This is a genomic window from Lactobacillus nasalidis, assembly GCF_016587775.1.
Taxonomy (GTDB): domain Bacteria; phylum Bacillota; class Bacilli; order Lactobacillales; family Lactobacillaceae; genus Lactobacillus; species Lactobacillus nasalidis.
This window is the reverse complement of record NZ_BOCG01000451.1, coordinates 26,489-43,942: the sequence shown is the minus strand read 5'-3', so window position 1 is coordinate 43,942 and position 17,454 is coordinate 26,489. Positions and strand designations below refer to the sequence as shown.

Here is a 17,454-nt window from a genome sequence, read left to right as displayed (position 1 = left end):
TCATAGACTCTTGTCTGAATTAATTTAGACGGTACTTCTTCTACCTGTTCAGCCATTTAATTTCACCAGCTTTCAGAACCATATCATTCTCAATCTTTGTTTCGAGGAATATTTTAGCACGTATTCCTGCAGATTCCCAAACATATGTTTCTGAAGTATGACTAAAATTTGCGCTCTAACCTAAAGCAAAGTTCTGGCTTTCCTTACGCTAATTCAACTTAGAACCTACCTGCTATCTCTTACATATAATCAAACACATTAAGTACGTTTTTCGCCACTAGTGTTATACTCCTTTTCTCTTTATTTTAACTTACACTGTTATTGTATCCCTAAGTAACCGATAATGCAAGCACAAAAAAGGCCCTAACAGAAATTAATCTGCTAGGGTCTCGGATTTTATCAACGTTTTGATTATAACACTATCGGCAAGGTCATGCTAGACCTTTTTCAGGTATTGCGCCGGTGCCCACTGTTGGTTAGTGCCTAACTTATACCAAGTCCCGCCTTTCATTTCCTTTTTAGCGAAAACCTGCCAGCGGGTGTTGGTCTTGATGTACTTGCCCGTTAAATGGCCGTCACCGTCACGGAGGGCGATTTTCCAGTTTGGATCTTTGTTAATTACAGGGGCATAAACCGTAAACAAGGGCTTGGCCTCTGCCTTTGCCGCCGTCTTCTTTGCCGTTTCCTTCTTTGGTGTAGGTTTAGCCGCCTTGGTTTCCACGTTGATGTCTGCTACTGCCACATTGCCGTCAACGTTTAAGCCCTTCCAGTTTGAAGTAAACTGCCAGATTGCAACGCCGTCCATGCTCGGGAAATAGCCGAAATCAGCGCTAGAAACAGCCGCCATCGTTGGATAGCTAGCAACCCACAAGCAAGTCCCAAACTTTTTCACAATCTGTTCCGTGTCGATTGAGGACTTGAGCAAGGCTGCCCCTGAATACAGGCCCGGACGATAACCGGCTGCCTTAATCGTGGTCATAAAGGCCAGAATAGCCGCCGTGTTGGCCGATCTCGTGGCGTTAACGGCATTGGCGCTCGATGATTCCCAGTCAAGCCAGAGCATGCGTTTCTTGGAAATGTCGGCCTTCTTAACCATGCTCAAAAAGTAGTCTGCTTCCTGTTTGGCCCGGCTAGCCGATCCGCCGAAATTAGCGAAATGGTAGGCATGAGTATAGAGGTGATTTGCCCGGGCGCTTGCTACCTGCGCTTGTGCCTTAGGGTTGATGTAACCCGTGCCCTCGGTCAGCTTGACGATAGCAAAGCTTGCCCCTGCCTTGTGATATGCACTCATGTCTGTAGATTGATAAACCGCAACGTCCACGCCGTATGTTCTAGCCATTGATCTTTACCTCCACCGGGCTGTCGTCCATTACAACGCCCTTGCTATCCTTTGAAACGCTCTCAGAGCCGCTCTCAGCCGTTTCAGCATTACTTGCGTTAGTTTGGCTATGGTCGAAGCCGGAAGCCTTCCAAGCCGCTTGAATCGCCCCGTACACCATGGATTGGGTAATTCCAGTAATGCCCTTCTTTTGAAGCTGTTCCGTGATGATCTCGGCGGCGTATTCCCGCTTTTGAGTGCCTCCCATGCCGCTATATTCGGCCTCGTTGACCGCCCACACGGCCAGCTTGCCGATCGTGTCGATGGTCTTGCCGGCTGCGGATTTAGTGTCAATCTTGGCCTTGTATCTCGTGTAAACAGACGCAATCACGGCAAGGGCAACAGTGCCCAACGCAAAGATTACGTCAAACCAGTCTTTAGCTGTCATTTTTATCCTCCTTCTTATTGCCGCTTGTCGAAGACATAGCGACCGCTTTCTGAAGTCTGTAGATTTCTTTTTGTCTAGCTTCTAGCTGCTTGTCTTTCTGTTCAAGCAACTTTGTAAGCCGTTCGTTTTCTTGATTTAATCTAACAAACTGATCTTGCGTTTCTTCCTTGTCATTTTTGGCAACGCTTAACTTATAAGACGCCAAATACATGATAAGGGTTGGAATTAAGGGCAGTGCTTTAACAAGAATGTCTTGCCATTTAATAGTAACCACCCTTTCTAATTAACAGAATCATCTTCTTTTGTGTCTTCCGTGGGGCTGATCTTTGCCATGTACAAGGTAACGAAAAGCAAGGCCAGCTCGGAAACGCCGCTAGTAATCATGTTCGGGACACCCATTGGAGCAAACAGACCGTGCATGAACTCGGTTGCGCTCATTAGAGTGTAATAGGCGCTTGCCGTGGCGATCAAGAAACGGTTTAGGGCAACAGAATGCCGTGGGCCAAGCGCCCATTTAATCATTGCGATGCCAACGGAAAGCCCAATAAAGCCCACAGCGCTGTCATTTTCAAGCGCCGTAATCCACGCCGGTTGTGGAGGCCAAAAGAAATAATGGTGATGCGTCAACAGCATGACACCGATCACACTCAGGTTTGCGCCAACGACAAGATGCAGGACGTTTTGGCGGGCACTAATGCCCATTCTTTTCAGTCTTGCTTTCATCGTCATTGTCATCACCTTCCAGCTTTTTGATCTTGTCTTGCAAATCATAGATTGTAGCCATAAGTTTGATGTTTTCACCGCTGATTTCATTGACCTTGGCAAGCAAGGCCCGAATCATAGCGTCTTGACTTACGCCGTTTTCCATGGTCAGGCCTCCTTAATTGCTTGAAGTGCTTGACGTGGTTGAAGTGTCAGCGGAAAGCCATGCGATCATCTTCTTTTTGCATGCAGCCAGCTTTTCGTCATAAGTCATTTTTTCAAAGGTTACGCCGTCGGCCAAGTCTGACTGGGTTAAACGAACATACCCGTTGATATATTCCCCGGTTTCTTGGTTACGGCCTTCAAGAGATGCCGTCATAGCCAGAATGCTGTGCTTTTCTTCATCACGTTGGTAGGAATCGTTTGCAATGTAAATAATCATTATCTGTTCTCCTTTAATAGAAATTATGCAAAATAAATAAGCCTTTCGGCCCTTTTCTGTTTGACATTATGCTTTTGGTGGCGGCCTTGTTTCACTCATTTTCACTCCTATTTCAAGGCTTTAAGTTGCTTTTTAAGGGCCTGTACCTCTTCTTTCAGCGCCTTTACGACCGGAAGCAAGGCAACCCCGATACGGTCGTAGTTGATACCTTCTACTTGGCCGTCTGCCCCGTAGTTAACAAGCATGTCAAGCCCGGCGGCGTCCAAGTCGTCGGCAATCAAACCGTAGTAATAGCCCGGCTTCTTATTGTTTTCCGGATCTTCTTCATAACGCTTCTTTTCAGCCTTGTCTATCCACTTTTGCGGGGCAAACTCAATCAGCTTATCACCGTAATGATTGTCTGCGTCTTGAATGTCAGTTTTGTATTTCCGGGCGGAAGAGCTTCTTACAAGCGCCCCGTCATTGGCAACATAAACGTTAGCGCCGGCTGATGTAGTTTGAAGGTAGGTCGGGTATGAATGGAAATATTGTGCTTGAATTGCCACTCTGCCCAAGGTGTCAAGGTTTATCCAGTCGTTAGCCCAAATCGAAACGTTTCTTGCCTCTGCATAGAGCTGATTACCACGCTCATTGACGCCTGTTTGATACATGCTAGCGCCGTTGTGAGAATAAGCAGTGTTCCCGCCAATCACCAGCTTTGGCTTTTTGGTCCATTTAGCAGCGGAAGAATCTGTATAAGTAGGGCCGCCCAGCATTACAAGCGGGGCTTTGGTGAAAATGGAAGCCGGCTTGTCAAGAGCGTTTGGCAAATTGATGCCTGACCCGGCTTGCCCCACGTCTGTATAACCAGTTCCGGCCCCGAAAAGTGAACCGCCGGAATAATCGCTAGTTCCGATCACAACCCCTTCACGGCCCTTGATAAAGATCCCGTTCAATGATGATGAAAGCAAGTTGCTGTTAAACCCGATCGTCCCGTAAAGTTGGCTATTAAGCGTTCCGGAATAGACATTGTCGCTGTTCCAAATCGGCGTTGTGCTGAATTGAAGCATGCCGTCCTTGGCAACCAGCCCGGCGTTGTTGCTATTAAGAACTTTCAGCGTCGTGTCATTGATCCAAAGACCGTTGGAATTGCTGTCCGTGTAATTGTGTAGCCCGTCCTTATTCATCCAAAGGTGCTGGCTTGCGCTTTCTTGGAGGTGGTAGCCGTTGCCGTCAATCCAAAGCTTGGTGTTATTGCCCATGTCAAGGTAGAAGGATTTGCCGTCAATGGAGATGTTAAACCCGCCGTCGGTTGAATAGAGCTTGCCCTTGGTGAAGGCAACCGTCCCATCGTCAAGGTTGATGTCTAGGTTTGTCCCGGAAATTCTGCCGGAAGTTATGCTGTTGGCGTTGATGCCTATTGCCGTGATGTCGCTGAAATTCAGCGTACCACCGGAAATGCGGTCAGCGCTCATTGTCCCGGCCTTGATATGGTCAGCGGTCAGCGTGTATCCGTCCGTTACCTTTACATCGCCGTCGAGGAGAATCTTTGTCCCCGTAATCCTCACGCCCTCTGTAGATTGATTAATGGCCGTGATGACGTTTGATTTAAGGTTGTCGGAGTTGATATGCGTTGCCCAACCTGACCATGAACCCGTGTATTCCTCGGTGTAAACGGTGCTTGCGTTGTCCTTCCAAATCCGGTGATAGATCCGCTGGCCGTCGTCTGAGGTGATAACACGCAAAAATGCCCATGCGTCAACCGGGGAGTTGGTCAAAGTGCCTTTCAGCAAGTAATACCCGGCTGTCTTCATGTTGTGCACGTCCGTTGCCGATGTAATCACTGTAGCCTGCTTGGAAGCCGTGATTGCCGAGGTAATCTGGCCCGGAATAGCGTTGACGGTCGATACAAGGCCGGAATTGGCGTCACCGACCGTTGCTTTCAATTCCTTGGCTGTCTCTTGCAAGCTTGAAACATTGCCCTCTGCGTTGCTTACACGGGTAGTCAGGCCTTTCGATGTCGCTTGCAGCGAGGATATATTCCCCTTTGCGTCCTTCATGTCAGCCGTGAGCGAGGAAGCAGTTTGCTGGAGTGAGGAAATATCGCCGTTGGACGGTTTCCACGGTGTGGCTGTGTCACCGTATTCGAACTGTGGTCTTGCTAATTGAAGCAGTTCGCTAGTGGTCGTAGTACGTTCAATTCTGGGAGCAACATATCCATTCGTTGTTGCTGTGATTGTGAACGAATATCTAGTCCATGTCGGTGTGTACGTAAATATTTGGTTGTCGCCTATTGCATCTGCCCTATTGTATGAGCCTTCCTGTGCACTATTCAAAGTAATGTAGAAGCCAGCCGTATGATTGCTGTTGTCACCAGACTTTGCATCGATTGAGAAGGTGTACTTTCTACCTGCCTCAACAAAGACATATTGCTTTAAACCATTCCATTGTTGCGTGCTGGTCTGAACGATTTGGCAGTCATTTCCACCATCGTGATAGAAGTCGCCTTTATCCCATAACGCTAAGTTGCTCCAAATCGATGAATCATTTATTTCTCTGGTGTTACTAAGCAAGTTGCGCCCGCCGGTGCTAATCGTGCTGGTCAAGCTATCAGCTTTCTGTTGGAGCGCACTGATATTGCCTTGCGCATCACTCATTTTTGAAGTCAAATCGGTTGCCGTTTGCTGAACGCTTGAAATGTTTTTTTTGTTGTCCGCTACCGAACTTTCCAAACCCGAAGCTGTTTGTTTGAGTGTGGAAATGTCCCCCTTGGCGTTAGTGAGTGATGTTTGCAAATCAGTCGCTGTTTGCTTGACGTTGGAGATATTGCCCTCTGCATTGGTTACCCGGGTTGTGATGCTGTCCATCGTTTGCTTAATGGAGCTTACGTCTGTGCCCGTTGCAACACGCTCCCACGTTGTCCAGCCGCTATTATAGTTGCTACGCTCGTAGGCAACATTGTAGCTGTCTTTCCTAATCCGCTGAATCACCCGCGACTTGTCTGAGGTGGCGGTAACCGTAGCCATGAACCAAGCGGAAATTGGTGCATTTTTTGCGCTAAAGTCTTGAATCAAGTACGTTCCGGCCGTGGTCAGATTATTCATGTCAACGTTGCTGGTCAGTGGTTGCGCATTGGCCTTGTCGTTGATGTCTTTCTGCCATTGTTCCGGCAACTTCCCCACGGTGGTTTGCAAATCGGTTGCGGTCTGCTTCACTGCCGAAATATTTTTTGCATTGTCGCTTACACTTGTTTGCAATCCCGAGGCCGTCTGTTTCAGTGAACTTACATTGCCTTCCGCCGTGCTCATTCGGGTTGTCAGACTGTCGGCCGTCTGCTTTAATGTGCTGATATCGCCCTTGGCGTTGCTCAATCCCGTCTGCAAGGAATCGGCCGTTTGCTTTACGGTGCTGATGTCGCTCTTATTATTACTAATCTGCGTCTGCAATGACGTTGCCGTGGCTTTTATCGAAGCAACGTCCCCCTTGGTCGTACTGAGGTCTGCCTTGATTGCATCGGCCGTTTGACTGACTGTTGAAATAGCTTGGTCGGTGTCCTCCGGGGCGGGTGTCCAGTCGGTTGCCATTGTGCCTGTTTCAAGCTTGACTCGTGCAAAGCACGCTGCCACTGCACCTGTCACTTGCAGAGAGAGCGTGCCATCATCTGCGGTTGCTGTGGACTTAATCTGTCCAGTAAACCTCTGCCACTCTGTCGTCAGCGTGTGCGTCGGTCCATAGTCTGTAAGTGATCTGCTTGCTTTGACTTGAACAGTGCTATCAGCCTTGGCATAGAACGAATAAGAGTACGTAGTGCCAGCCTTCCACACTTTTTTTACCGGGCTGTACACCCGCATGTTACCCACGCTGTTCGGGGTGTATTTCAGATAGTGCCCGTATTCTGTGCTACTTTCAACAGACAAACTCCCGGCATCTGCTACCCAGTTGGTTTGTTCGTTTCTGAAATCGCTATTGATAATAAGGTTTCTTCCGCCTACCCGGATATTACTTACGGTCGTGCTGATCTCCCCAGCCGTCTTCTTGACCTCGGCTATCGCACTCGAGTTAAACATTATCATGCTGTCGGCCGTGGACAAACTCCCGGACAGCTTCCCGGTCTTGCTCTGCAATTCGCTGGTAGCCGTTGCCAATGACCCGGCCTTGTTAGCCAAGCTGTTCTGCGTTACGTTGTTCTGCGACTGCACGGCTGACAGACTGCTCTTAACGCTTGCCATCTCTTCACTCGTGGCCGTGCGCATGCTTGCATCTACCGCTGTGAGGCTGTTCTTTACGCTGGCAAGGCTATCGTTTACGTCACTCTCCATTTGGCTTGCCCGGTTATGCAAGCTCGTGTCAATGCTTCTGAGTTCTGCAACGGATTGGCTGTTCTGCGTGCGCAAGCTCTCAAGCCTGCTGTCAACCTCGCTCGTGGCCGTTGTGGCGCTATTCCACTGGCTCTCTGCCGTGCTTGAAATCTCGCTCTTGGTCTTGGTCAGCTCTGAATCTGTTTTCTTGTCAAGGGCTGCGATTTGGGCTTTAACTTCACCATCTAGCGGCGTCTTGATCCATGAAAATTGGCCGTCGTTTTCTTCATAGATCCAGCATTCAACGTTGTTACCGTTTTGCTTGTACCAGACATCGCCCTTTTTGGGGTTGCTTGGTGTACCTGAAAAAGATGGCGGATAAACGTTATTCCCGGTTGCCGTATGACGAACTTGCAAAGCTTTAACCACATTAGTAATTGAGTTAGCTGAACCGCTGTAAGAATAACCGCCGGCATTAGATGATGATTGGTTGGCTGAAATTGTAGATTCAAGCCCCCCGTTGAAGCTCATCGTGTATCCATTGATTGGCACGTTGAACGAGTTGCCCTGCGTGTCAGTCAAGGTTACCCAGTCGCCGGCTTCAATGCCCGGGTTGCCGAACCAACTCAATGTGTACGGATAGTAAGTGATGTCCTTAATGTCGGTCCAGATCGTATCTAGCAAGTTTTCAGTCATTACATCATTTGTCAGATCAATCTGGCTGCCCGTTGTCTCCCCGGCTTGAAGAGTACTCGTGTTGTCGACTTCCTGCCCGTTATCGTCGGTTGTCGTGCTGTTAACAGTAACTTTAATGCCGCCTGTTTTGTAAGTAACCTCGTTTTTGGTTAGGCCGGCCTGCATGTACTCGCTCGGGGAAATGGTGTAATCCGGAGTTGCGGTTGTACGGATTGTAAGCTGACCGTTACGATCAAAAGTAGCAAAACCTGCGTAAAGTTGGGCAATCCAACCCAGCGCCGTTCTAAGCGTCTGCTTGGTGATCGCCTTAGTGATGTTTGGCAAGGTGGGTAAATGCTGTAACTCGCCCGTGTTGACCGTTACACCGCCTTGATTGGCAATTTCTGCAATGATATCAAGAGCGCTAGCCGGATAGGTCAGCTTTGACGTATACGAACCTTCAAGCTTACACATTTGGTCCAGTGCTTTGATCGTGGTCAGGTTGTTGTTTCTATCCCTGTCGACCTCGGAAATGATGAAAGTACCTAATGGCGTATATTGGAAAGTCCCGTCAACGAGTACACCAATTTTCGGAAGAACGGTCAGACCCTGCTTGAAGGCCTCAATTACGCTCGCAAACTCGATTGAAACGGAATTCTCATAGGTTGAACCGATTCCAAGCGTATCGCCGGTGAAGGCCGCCGCATCATAGCTCAAAGTATTGATCTCTGTAGCTTGATATTCAACGTCTCCAACCTTGACGACAATGTCTAAAGTCCGATCGGTTGCCGCCCATGCCTGTTTAACTGCGTCCGTTTGTGAAAGCATTTAACCCCTCCTATTGTTCAACCAGATCAAAGCTAACGTCTTTCCAGAAATACCCGCCTAAATTGTCAATGAATGTCAGCGCCGGCGTGGTTCTATCGCCAACGTAAAATGTCCGGGTTGCCATTGCACCGTCAACCGGATCAAGATATTTAACCGTGAAAAACTCGTCCTTAACGGCGTTTAAAAGCGTTGAACACTCTTTCAAGGTTAATGGCGGCCATTGAGCGGAAATCTTGCGCTTAGTGGCGACCCGGTCACGATGGAGCTTGCCCTTGGCGTCTCTCGTGGCTTTTGCATCGATGTCTTGAATGGTTACCTGAAAGGAAGACGGCGTTTTAACCGCTGTCCCAGAAATAATAAGGCTGTAAGTTGCCAATAATAATCATCTCCTAAATCTTTAACATGTTGCGTCCGTTGGCTTGGTTGAACTGGTTAATACCCCTAACCGCAACCTCGCCCAACTTGGTTGAATCAACTTGAATGGTTACATTGAGCGGTTGGCTAGATTGCCCGCTATTGCCCATATTAGCCATCTGGAGGCCTTGCAAGATAGCGTTGACTATAGTTGCCCCTACGTCACTAGAAACGCCCTGTGAGGCCATTCCTGCGTTTTCTGCGTTGAAGCTCGTTTGACTGAATGCACTCGGCATTCTCAGGCCATCGCTAAAGTTGACGTCCATGAACTTCATGGCTTCCTGAATGAGCTGCAATGACCGGGCTTTGTTAGTAAGTGGCAAGACCATTTCCGGCTTGTCGCCTTCACCGGCCAAGTAAAGGCCTTCTTTGTTGATCCAGCCGCCGTTTTCATACCGCCGTGAGCCTTGAGGACCGGAGTGAAGCCATTCCATCTTTCTGTGACCCCAAATTGTGGTCCAACCAATGGAATTTGCCCAATCGGAGTTGTTGAAGAACGCAAGTAATTGGTCATACGGGTTCATGATGTTTGTATGTCCCTTAACGGCGTACGCCTTGAATGTTGGCGGGGTGTACTGCAAAATCCCCCGTGCCTCGTTGCCGCCACTGTTGACGTCATGAATCTGCTGAACGACGTTGCGCCCGCCGGATTCGTTCTGAATTACGGCTTGTAGCTTTTTGATGAACTCGTCCGAAGGGTGTACGTGCATTTGGGCCGCCGCTCTGCGAATCATTGACGGGTTGTAATCCCCGCTCATGCTACCGCCGAACTTCTTCAGGAAATTCTTTGCCCAATTTACAAGGTTGTCTTTCATTGTGCCAACAGTCCCGGCGAAAAACTTTTGCCCGATTGAAGACTCTTGGTTGTTTTTGCCAACAAACTTGTCAATCAAGAAATTAATCAGCTTAGACGGGTGGGTAATGTCTGAAAGCACGTCGTCAAAGGCGTCACTAACTGAACTTGCAATGCTTGAAACCGTTGAAACGGTGAAATTGCCGATGTTGCTCATCGTCTGCTGCAAGTTTTTAAGCCATTCAGACCAGTCACCAATACCGCTAGCATAATGCGGTAATGAGTTCATGACCTGCTTTACTTGACCCGCCGGCATAACCTTAGTGCCCGCCGGCATGTCTAATAACAGGTTTCTAACGGCCGGGAAAAGCCCTGTTTTACCGTTTGGAAGTTGGTAGGCTTCCTGATAGTCAGCGCCCTCTTGGTCGTTAACAAGCGCAAGCCCGCCCGGGTGTCCGTTGGTCCCGTTTTTATACTTGAAAGTCCAGTCAAAGGACCAATTAAACCCGGATTGGCCGACCTTCTTCAAGGCCCAATTAATGCCTTCACCAACCTTCTTAATTACCGACTGAATCGGGGCAATGATCTTGTTAGCAAGCTTGCCAAAGGTCGTTGTAATGACGCCCCAACCTTTCTCAACGGCTGTTGAAATGTTTTTGCCAAGGTTTCCAGCCTTAGTTACTAATGACGTAAACGTGCTTGAAACCTTGGTTTTAGCACTGTCCCAATGGTTGCCCCAGTCTTCTTTAAAGTTAGGCCACCAGTTTCTCATCTTGGTATTAAAGCCACTGAACATGCTGCCAGCGCCGGAAACCATGTCACCAAATACGCCGCTAGTGCTAGTGCCAACCTTGGTTTTTACACTGTTCCAGTGAGTGTCCCACTTTGATTTAAAATCGGTAGCAAAAGTGCCGACACTGGTTTTCATCGAGTTCCAAGTTGAAGATGCACCGGATTTAATCTCGTTGAAGATGCCGTTTTTACCGCCATCTTTGACCTTCTTTTTGATTGCGGTCCAATGCGTACCCCAGCTAGATGTGAAATCAGTCTTGAAGCCGTTCCAAGTCGTGGTGATGTTTCCCCACATATCGGAAGCACCGCCCTTAATCTTGGTCCAAACCCCGTTTTTGCCGGTTACGCCGTCTTTAATGCCGTTCCAGCCTTCCGACCATGTTTTGCCAAAGGAAGTCTTGAAAGTCTCCCAGCCGCCTGTAATGTCGTTCCAGCGCTCGCTGAACCATTTACCAAGCCCGCCGAATGCGTTGGAAATTGAACTCCAAATTCCATTGCACCAATTTCTGAAAGGCTTGTTGGTCTTATACAGGACCGTGAAAATCGCTACCAGAGCGGCGAATGCGGCCACAACGGCCATAACCGGGTTGGCTGAAAGAACTACCCAAAGTGATTGAAGGCCTTCACCAAGCGTGCTTAAACCGGAAACAATCTTAGTCCATGCGGTTTTAGCAAGGGTTGCGATGAAACTTGCCACGGCTTCCATGCCGGAAATCATTTTTGCCCATGCAACTTTAGCAAGGTCAACAACGACGTCATACAGACTTGAAAAGCCGTCAACAAGCTTGCTCCAAGCCGTTTTGGCAAGCGTTGAAACGAACTCGCCAATAGCCTTGACGCCTGAAATGACCTTTGACCAAGTCAATTTAGCAAGGTCTTTAATCGTGCTTCCTAAATCTGAAAGCCCGCTTGTGATCTTTGACCAGCTAGCGCCGGCAAGGTCTGAAACCGTGCTCCAGATTGTCTTTAGCTTGCCGCCAAAAGTTGAAAGGCTTGAGGTCAGCTTTGACCAGCCAATTTGCGCAACGTCCTTAGCATACGATCCGATCAGCTTGATGTTCTCGCCGATCTCTTTGATCTTTCCAAGGCCGGAAAAGTCGGTAAATGCGCTCAAAAGTGTCTTGAATACGCCCTTCTTTTCCCAGACTTCCTTGACAACGCCTAACATGCTGCCAAATTTGGACGTCGCTGTTTCAATAGCGCTTGTAGATACCTTGAACGCAAACCAAGTCATCAAAACTTTAGCGACATTTTCAATCAGTGTCTTGTGCTTTGAAGCCCAATCTGAAAGCCCGGTTAATGCCTTTGTCAACAGCTTCAAGCCGCTGATTACAATGTCCCCGGTCCATTTAGCGATTGGCTTCAAAAAGCTGTCCCAAACCCACGTAAACGCCGGCTTAGCCGCATTGATAACCGTATGAATCAGCTTCAAAGCGGCCGCAAGAGCGTCCATGGCCGCCGGTGCAAGGTCTTCTACCGCCCATTTAGTCAATGGTTGCAAGACGTTTGTCAGCGCCCAATAAAGCCCGCTGAAAGCGTCCTGACCAAGCGATCTAACACTTTTAAGAAGGTTGTCAAAAGACTTGAGAATTGGCCCAAAATTGAGGTTTTGATCGAACTTAACCCAGCTAGCGGAAGCCTTGTCGATATATCCGGCATAATCGTCAACCATGCCAAGCAATGTTTGCCAGATTGATTGACCAGTACCGCCCGCTTTCCAAGCCTTGTCAAATTGGCCCGCTAATGCGCCGACTTGATCCGCCAAATTGTGGGCGTAGTTGATTAAGTGCGCAAAAATGCTTTCACCAACGCCGGAATTGAACGCATTGCGGAATGAAACGCCAATGTCGTTTAACAGCCCTAAAACCTTGTTTAAAGCGTTAAAAATAGCTTGTACAGTGCTTGTTCCCCGGCCGTGGTCTTCCCATGCCTTGGCAAAAGCTTGCCCGACGTCACCGACAATGCCTAATAACGTTCTGAATAGGCTTAACAGCTTTTCAACCGTCTTTTCACCAGTGCCATTGGTCCAAACGGTCTTGAACGAGTTGCCGACATCGCCAACAGCCCGGCCCAATTCGGACCAGGCCCGCTTAGCGGCATCAATGACTGATTGACCTTTAGCTGACCATGCTTGTTTAAGCGGGTCGAACAGCTCGCCCATAAGCTTTTTGAAGTCCTTGGCCGCCTTGAAAGCACCGCCGTTCTCGTTAATTGGCGTGTTGAAATTCAGCCCGCCGCTTGTGCCAGTGCCGGTTGTGCCGCTCCCCGTGTCTGCTGAAACGCTTGGAACTTCCTGCGTTTCCTGCGGGGTAAAGGTCTTCTTTGGCGTGCCTTGGAACGTGTCTGAACTGCTGCTCTTGTCTTGGTCTAAGACGTTGATTTCATCAAAGCCCATCAGGCTGTTTTTGGTGTCCTCAGCGGCTTTCTTTTGTGCTTCCCAAGCTTTCTTTGCCTTTTCGTTTGAGGCGGAAATTTTTTCATTTTCCTTTTCAACCGCCGCCCGGCCTTCTTTGTTGGCCTGCTGAATCTTCTTATTGGCCTCCCGAACGGCTGCGGCTTGTTCCTGTTGCTGTTTCTTTAAAGCGCTGCTTGCTGAATTTGACGCCTTTGACGTGTCATTTAACGCCTGTACTTGCTCATAAAGTCCCTTGGCGCCCGCTCTGTTGGCTGACAGGCTAGTCCCGGTCAATGCACTTACAAAGCTTGCAATATAGCTTGTAGCCTTAGCTAATGCGCTCATTAAAGCGTTGATAGCCGGCAAAACCGTTTGATAAATCGGGTAGAAAGCCGTTAACAGGTTGACCTGAATCTGATTCAACGAGTTAGAAAACTGTTGATTGGTCTTCAGTGCGCTCACGAAAGAGCTGCCAAGGTTCATGATCGCTTGTGAAAGGAGTTGGAAGACAATGATTTGACTTGCCAACATTCGCATGGTCCGACTAAGACCGCTTGCGCCCTCTGAAGACGATCTAAGGCCCGTAGAAGCCCGCTTCCCTGCCGTAAGGGCTGACATACCAAACAGACTGAAATGGTTTCTAGCCGTGCTTATTGCGCTTCCTATGCCGGATAATTTCTCTTTGATACCAGAGAAAAAGCCACCGCCGCCGGAACTTGCTGATTTTTTAGCCAGCTCATCGGTTGAAGCCAATGAGGTATTAAGCTTGTCGATCGTGTTTTTAAGCGCATCGCCTCGGTCCTGCGTGTATTCGTAAGACTTTTCAAGGTCGTCTTGATGTGCAATCAGCTTGTCAAGGATTGAATCCTGTTTGTTGTACTCAGCCTTGATGTCTGAGGTATCTTCCCCGGCCTTTTCAGCCTCAACATACGCCCGTTTTAACTCGCTAACCTTTTGCCGTTGCTGTTCAATGGCGACTTCGTTCTCGTCCATTGATTTGGCGATCTTATTAAGAGTGTTAGGAATGTCACCAAACTCTTGCTTCATCGCTTGGGCTAATGCCCGTGCTTGGTTTTGGTAGCGTGTCATTTTAATGCGGGCTTGGTCGATTTGAGCGTCCACCCGTTGGAGTTGAAGCGGATCACCGCTAGACTTGACGCTTGAACGGCTGTTCATAAGCTCAACCAGCTTGGCCTGCTCTTGCTTGGCTTGTGCCATTCTTTCGTTGACAGTGTCATACAGGTCTGAAACGTCCTGCTTTGAACTCTCGCTCTGTTGCCGGATCACGTCATCAATGCCCGGGTCTGCCTGCTTAACGATCTTTTGCGCCGGTGTATCGGACCAAATGCGATCTGAAGCCGCCTTATATTGCTTGTAAGCTTCCTGCATGGCCGTTGGGTCAAAGTTGCCCGACATTGTAACGCCCTTCGTTGCTTCCGAAAACTTGTCGGCCGCCTCGGCCGCTTGTGTCATGGCCTTGTTTTCGTTGTCAGTCCACGTTTGGATTTCAACGGCTTCATGCTTCTTTGCATCGGCCGTGCGTTGATAGGCTTGCTGTTTCTTTTCCTCGGCTCTAACAGTCGATTCTGCGGCTTGATTGGCGCTCTGAACCCCGCTATTGGTTGCCTGCTGTGCCCGGTTTAAGTCGTTTTGGATATTGTTTGCAAGGCCGTTTGTCTTACTTTCAATAAGTTGATAGATCTGCTGGGTTTTTGAGATCAAATCCCCGTAATTGGCCTTGAAAACGACTTCAAGCTCTTCTAATTCCATGTTACCCTCACCACCTTTCTATTTACTTAATCTTCTTAATCTTTTGTGCTTGGCGCATAAACGCCTGTTTCATCTTGAGCCATTCCGGAATGGCTTCTTTCGGCTGCGGTTCCATTTCCTTGATGAACGGGTAGGCCTTTTCAACCGATGGCATTTTATTAGGATCATTGAAGGCATAGGCGATTAATTGAGCCAGCTCGTGGTCCATGTAAGCCCGCTTTTTAAGCTCTTCCTGTTCCCGCTTCTTATTTGCCCCAACTTGAACCATGATTTCGTTGAAGTCCATATTCCAGAACTCTGTAGCCTCAACACCCGCTGAAACAGCCTCCGGATACATATCTTTTAACAGCTCTGAAACGGTCGAATACTTCTTTACAGGTCCGTTTCCTCGTTGTCCAGATCCAGCAGATTCATTTCCGGCTCCGATTTTGAAGTAGTCTTCGTATTCTTGGCCTTGTTGCCGAAAAAACCTGATTCTTGAAGCAAATCACTTACATTGCTGAACAGGTCAACGGTAGTGCCGCCATTTTCGATGTAATCCTCAAAGGCTGAAATGATGTCTTGATCTGAAACGCCGTGGGTTTTGTTTGCCCCTTGAAGCACAATCAGCAATTCGTTAGCTGGTGGGAGTTGTGCATTGCCGTTAGCGTCCATAAAAAGTGACAGGATTGACTTGTGAAGCCGCTTTTCGATTGCCAGAATTGCCTTGCCGTCCAGCTTGCAATCCAAAGTCAACTTGCCTAATTGAATGCTCTTGCCTTGCTTTACCATGTTTATTTTTCCTTTCGTTTAAACCGTTATTTTTGCCCTCTGAGGGGCTATAGAGCGCTGGGGAGTCGAACCCCAACGCCCTTTGTTATCACGCCTGTGAAGACGTGGTAGACGTCGTGGCGGTGCTAGTCGTGCTAGTTACTCGCCGGCGCAAAGTCCGGGCCATCGCTGACAGTAATAGTGATAGTGAATGACAATGCGGCGTTAGTACCGAATGAATCAGTCTTGATTACGAATGAACCAGTAAAGGTTGCAGTCGTACCATCGCCAAAAGTAACTCTCCACTTATATTGCTTCTTATTGCCTGACAATGCGGCCAAGGTCTTAAAGTTGTCGCCTTGGTAAACGCATTGGAAAGCCAATGATTGAGACTGTTGAAGCCCTTCGATTGACTTTTGACGGGTTGAAGCCAAGTCGGTTACATCAATGGTCTGGGGAGAACCGCCCATTTCAGGAATGGTCTTAACGCCCGGAATTTCGTTGTACTTGGTGCCATCTTCGGAATATTCAAGCTTGGTACCTTGTGAAGACAGCCCTTCCATGGTTGCAAACTGTTGCAGATTAAATAACATTGGTTATCCTTTCTAATTTTCATAAACTTTCAGCGAATCATTGTCGACAACGCCTCTAAACGTGATTCCAATCCTTGAAATGTCGCTTAAATCTTGGTCAACGGCCGTGTATTTAAAGCCCATTGGCTCAAACTTGCCGATAATTTCGCTTGAAATATCATCTAAAGAACCTTCACCGAAAATATCCACGGTGAAGGTCCATTCTGTTAATTGTTCTTTTTGGTCAGCGTCCTTAAAAACGCTCTCGTGCTGTGTGCTGTATACAACGCACGGAAATTCAGTCATTTCGTCGGGGTATCGTGGGGAAATGTGCCCGGAAATGTCTGAAATTGAGTCCAGCGTTGAATATACAAGCGCTTTTACGTCATAGATCATGAAAGCCCCCTGTCTATCTCGTCTTGAACTCGTTTCTTGATGATCTCATCGGCCTCTTTTGACACCTTTTCAACGGCTGGTGTCATGAATTGGCGGGCAGGTTGGCCGTTTGTACGATAGAAATACTTGTCTTTAATCTTGATCCGTGGCATTCCATAGATTTTCTGTAGGTCTAAGTCGACTTGGTCAGCGGGAATAAACCAAGGGGTTTGTCTATAGTGCAAGGTAACGCCGTTTGGAACTGTTTTTGGGGAGGATTCCCCGTTTCTACCAGTACCAAATTCACGATATATCGCAACCGGGTCATTAGAGTAAAGCCGGCCGATTATTTGGCCTGAACTGTCAAGCTTGACCTCGGTCATGAGGCTTCTAGTCAGCTCACCGGTTGACCATTTAATCGTGCTTTGAAGCTCTTGAACGGCATATCCTTCGGCTTTGTCCAGTACATCAGCTTGGCCTTTCTTGATACCCGATTCATAGAGTTTCGGCAACTTGCCTAATTTCTGCTTCAAACGGTCAAGGCCTCGAATTTCAAAACTCATTTTGCGTCAACTCTCTTTTTCAGAGTGACGTTTTTGTGGGTTGAATACTCTTGAACGGACGTAATTTCATAGTCGGGGTCGGAATTGGCGTCAACGTACACGCAGAGGCCATTATTTTCGCTCTCCCCGGCTTTGATCGCGTTGCCTTGGTATTTGCCCGTAAGCATGTAAGCGAGGCTCTCGCCGTAAATTTGGGCGTTTACAGAGCCACCCGCCGGCTCAATGGTCATCTTGATTGGTTGGCCGTCTGACCAGCCTTTTTTGGTATAGCCGTATTTGTCTTTGGTACTAACGTACTTTTTCAAATAGACGGTTCTAAGCCGTTTCACCGCTAATCTCA

Annotated in this window: 15 protein-coding genes; all 15 read right to left on the bottom strand. The window is 48.2% G+C overall.

The window, feature by feature from the left end; genetic code table 11:
* Positions 1-436 precede the first annotated feature (436 nt).
* A complete protein-coding gene (locus tag lacNas_RS08660; RefSeq protein WP_201331938.1) occupies positions 437-1,339 on the bottom strand; it encodes a GH25 family lysozyme in 903 nt (300 codons plus the stop codon).
* Positions 1,332-1,766 (bottom strand): phage holin, encoded by a 435-nt coding sequence (locus tag lacNas_RS08655; RefSeq protein WP_201331937.1) that lies wholly within the window; start codon positions 1,764-1,766, stop codon positions 1,332-1,334. Before lacNas_RS08655 ends, lacNas_RS08660 begins: the two co-directional genes overlap by 8 nt.
* Positions 1,756-2,040 carry a hypothetical protein gene (locus lacNas_RS08650; RefSeq protein ID WP_201331936.1) on the bottom strand — a complete coding sequence of 95 codons (285 nt, stop codon included), beginning with the start codon at positions 2,038-2,040 and terminating at the stop codon, positions 1,756-1,758. Before lacNas_RS08650 ends, lacNas_RS08655 begins: the two co-directional genes overlap by 11 nt.
* Positions 2,041-2,045: 5 nt before the next feature.
* Complete coding sequence (locus lacNas_RS08645; protein ID WP_244660753.1) at positions 2,046-2,495, bottom strand: hypothetical protein; 450 nt, start codon at positions 2,493-2,495, stop codon at positions 2,046-2,048.
* Positions 2,458-2,634, bottom strand: coding sequence for a hypothetical protein (locus tag lacNas_RS08640; RefSeq protein WP_201331935.1), 177 nt, complete (start codon positions 2,632-2,634; stop codon positions 2,458-2,460). The genes lacNas_RS08645 and lacNas_RS08640 overlap by 38 nt, the downstream gene beginning before the upstream one ends.
* A gap of 12 nt (positions 2,635-2,646) precedes the next feature.
* A complete protein-coding gene (locus tag lacNas_RS08635) occupies positions 2,647-2,910 on the bottom strand; it encodes a hypothetical protein (protein ID WP_201331934.1) in 264 nt (87 codons plus the stop codon).
* A 107-nt stretch (positions 2,911-3,017) separates the two neighbouring features.
* Complete coding sequence (locus lacNas_RS08630) at positions 3,018-8,690, bottom strand: gp58-like family protein (RefSeq protein WP_201331933.1); 5,673 nt, start codon at positions 8,688-8,690, stop codon at positions 3,018-3,020.
* 10 nt (positions 8,691-8,700) lie between these two features.
* The gene (locus lacNas_RS08625) at positions 8,701-9,066 is read right to left on the bottom strand and encodes a DUF6711 family protein (RefSeq protein WP_201331932.1); all 366 of its coding nucleotides are present in this window, start codon (positions 9,064-9,066) and stop codon (positions 8,701-8,703) included.
* Between the two features lie 13 nt (positions 9,067-9,079).
* A complete protein-coding gene (locus tag lacNas_RS08620; RefSeq protein ID WP_201331931.1) occupies positions 9,080-14,854 on the bottom strand; it encodes a hypothetical protein in 5,775 nt (1,924 codons plus the stop codon).
* 22 nt (positions 14,855-14,876) lie between these two features.
* Positions 14,877-15,140, bottom strand: a complete 264-nt coding sequence (locus lacNas_RS08615) for a hypothetical protein (RefSeq protein WP_244660752.1) — start codon at positions 15,138-15,140, stop codon at positions 14,877-14,879.
* A gap of 86 nt (positions 15,141-15,226) precedes the next feature.
* A complete protein-coding gene (locus lacNas_RS08610; protein WP_201331930.1) occupies positions 15,227-15,625 on the bottom strand; it encodes a DUF6096 family protein in 399 nt (132 codons plus the stop codon).
* Between the two features lie 134 nt (positions 15,626-15,759).
* Positions 15,760-16,197: a phage tail tube protein gene (locus tag lacNas_RS08605; RefSeq protein WP_201331929.1), complete on the bottom strand. Its 438-nt coding sequence runs from the start codon at positions 16,195-16,197 to the stop codon at positions 15,760-15,762.
* A gap of 12 nt (positions 16,198-16,209) precedes the next feature.
* Positions 16,210-16,572, bottom strand: coding sequence for a hypothetical protein (locus lacNas_RS08600; RefSeq protein WP_201331928.1), 363 nt, complete (start codon positions 16,570-16,572; stop codon positions 16,210-16,212).
* On the bottom strand, positions 16,569-17,114 hold the full coding sequence (locus lacNas_RS08595) for an HK97 gp10 family phage protein (protein WP_201331927.1): 546 nt from the start codon (positions 17,112-17,114) through the stop codon (positions 16,569-16,571). Before lacNas_RS08595 ends, lacNas_RS08600 begins: the two co-directional genes overlap by 4 nt.
* Positions 17,111-17,443, bottom strand: a complete 333-nt coding sequence (locus lacNas_RS08590; RefSeq protein ID WP_244660751.1) for a hypothetical protein — start codon at positions 17,441-17,443, stop codon at positions 17,111-17,113. Before lacNas_RS08590 ends, lacNas_RS08595 begins: the two co-directional genes overlap by 4 nt.
* Positions 17,444-17,454: the final 11 nt, after the last annotated feature.

Excerpts from the sequence above, each read along its gene's own strand:
- lacNas_RS08645 (WP_244660753.1), bottom strand. The coding sequence starts at position 2,495 with ATGACGATGAAAGCAAGACTGAAAAGAATGGGCATTAGTGCCCGCCAA.
- lacNas_RS08605 (WP_201331929.1), bottom strand. The coding sequence starts at position 16,197 with ATGTTATTTAATCTGCAACAGTTTGCAACCATGGAAGGGCTGTCTTCA.
- lacNas_RS08610 (WP_201331930.1), bottom strand. The coding sequence starts at position 15,625 with ATGGTAAAGCAAGGCAAGAGCATTCAATTAGGCAAGTTGACTTTGGAT.
- lacNas_RS08595 (WP_201331927.1), bottom strand. The coding sequence starts at position 17,114 with ATGAGTTTTGAAATTCGAGGCCTTGACCGTTTGAAGCAGAAATTAGGC.
- lacNas_RS08600 (WP_201331928.1), bottom strand. The coding sequence starts at position 16,572 with ATGATCTATGACGTAAAAGCGCTTGTATATTCAACGCTGGACTCAATT.
- lacNas_RS08635 (WP_201331934.1), bottom strand. The coding sequence starts at position 2,910 with ATGATTATTTACATTGCAAACGATTCCTACCAACGTGATGAAGAAAAG.
- lacNas_RS08620 (WP_201331931.1), bottom strand. The coding sequence starts at position 14,854 with ATGGAATTAGAAGAGCTTGAAGTCGTTTTCAAGGCCAATTACGGGGAT.
- lacNas_RS08630 (WP_201331933.1), bottom strand. The coding sequence starts at position 8,690 with ATGCTTTCACAAACGGACGCAGTTAAACAGGCATGGGCGGCAACCGAT.
- lacNas_RS08660 (WP_201331938.1), bottom strand. The coding sequence starts at position 1,339 with ATGGCTAGAACATACGGCGTGGACGTTGCGGTTTATCAATCTACAGAC.
- lacNas_RS08655 (WP_201331937.1), bottom strand. The coding sequence starts at position 1,766 with ATGACAGCTAAAGACTGGTTTGACGTAATCTTTGCGTTGGGCACTGTT.
- lacNas_RS08615 (WP_244660752.1), bottom strand. The coding sequence starts at position 15,140 with ATGGACTTCAACGAAATCATGGTTCAAGTTGGGGCAAATAAGAAGCGG.
- lacNas_RS08640 (WP_201331935.1), bottom strand. The coding sequence starts at position 2,634 with ATGGAAAACGGCGTAAGTCAAGACGCTATGATTCGGGCCTTGCTTGCC.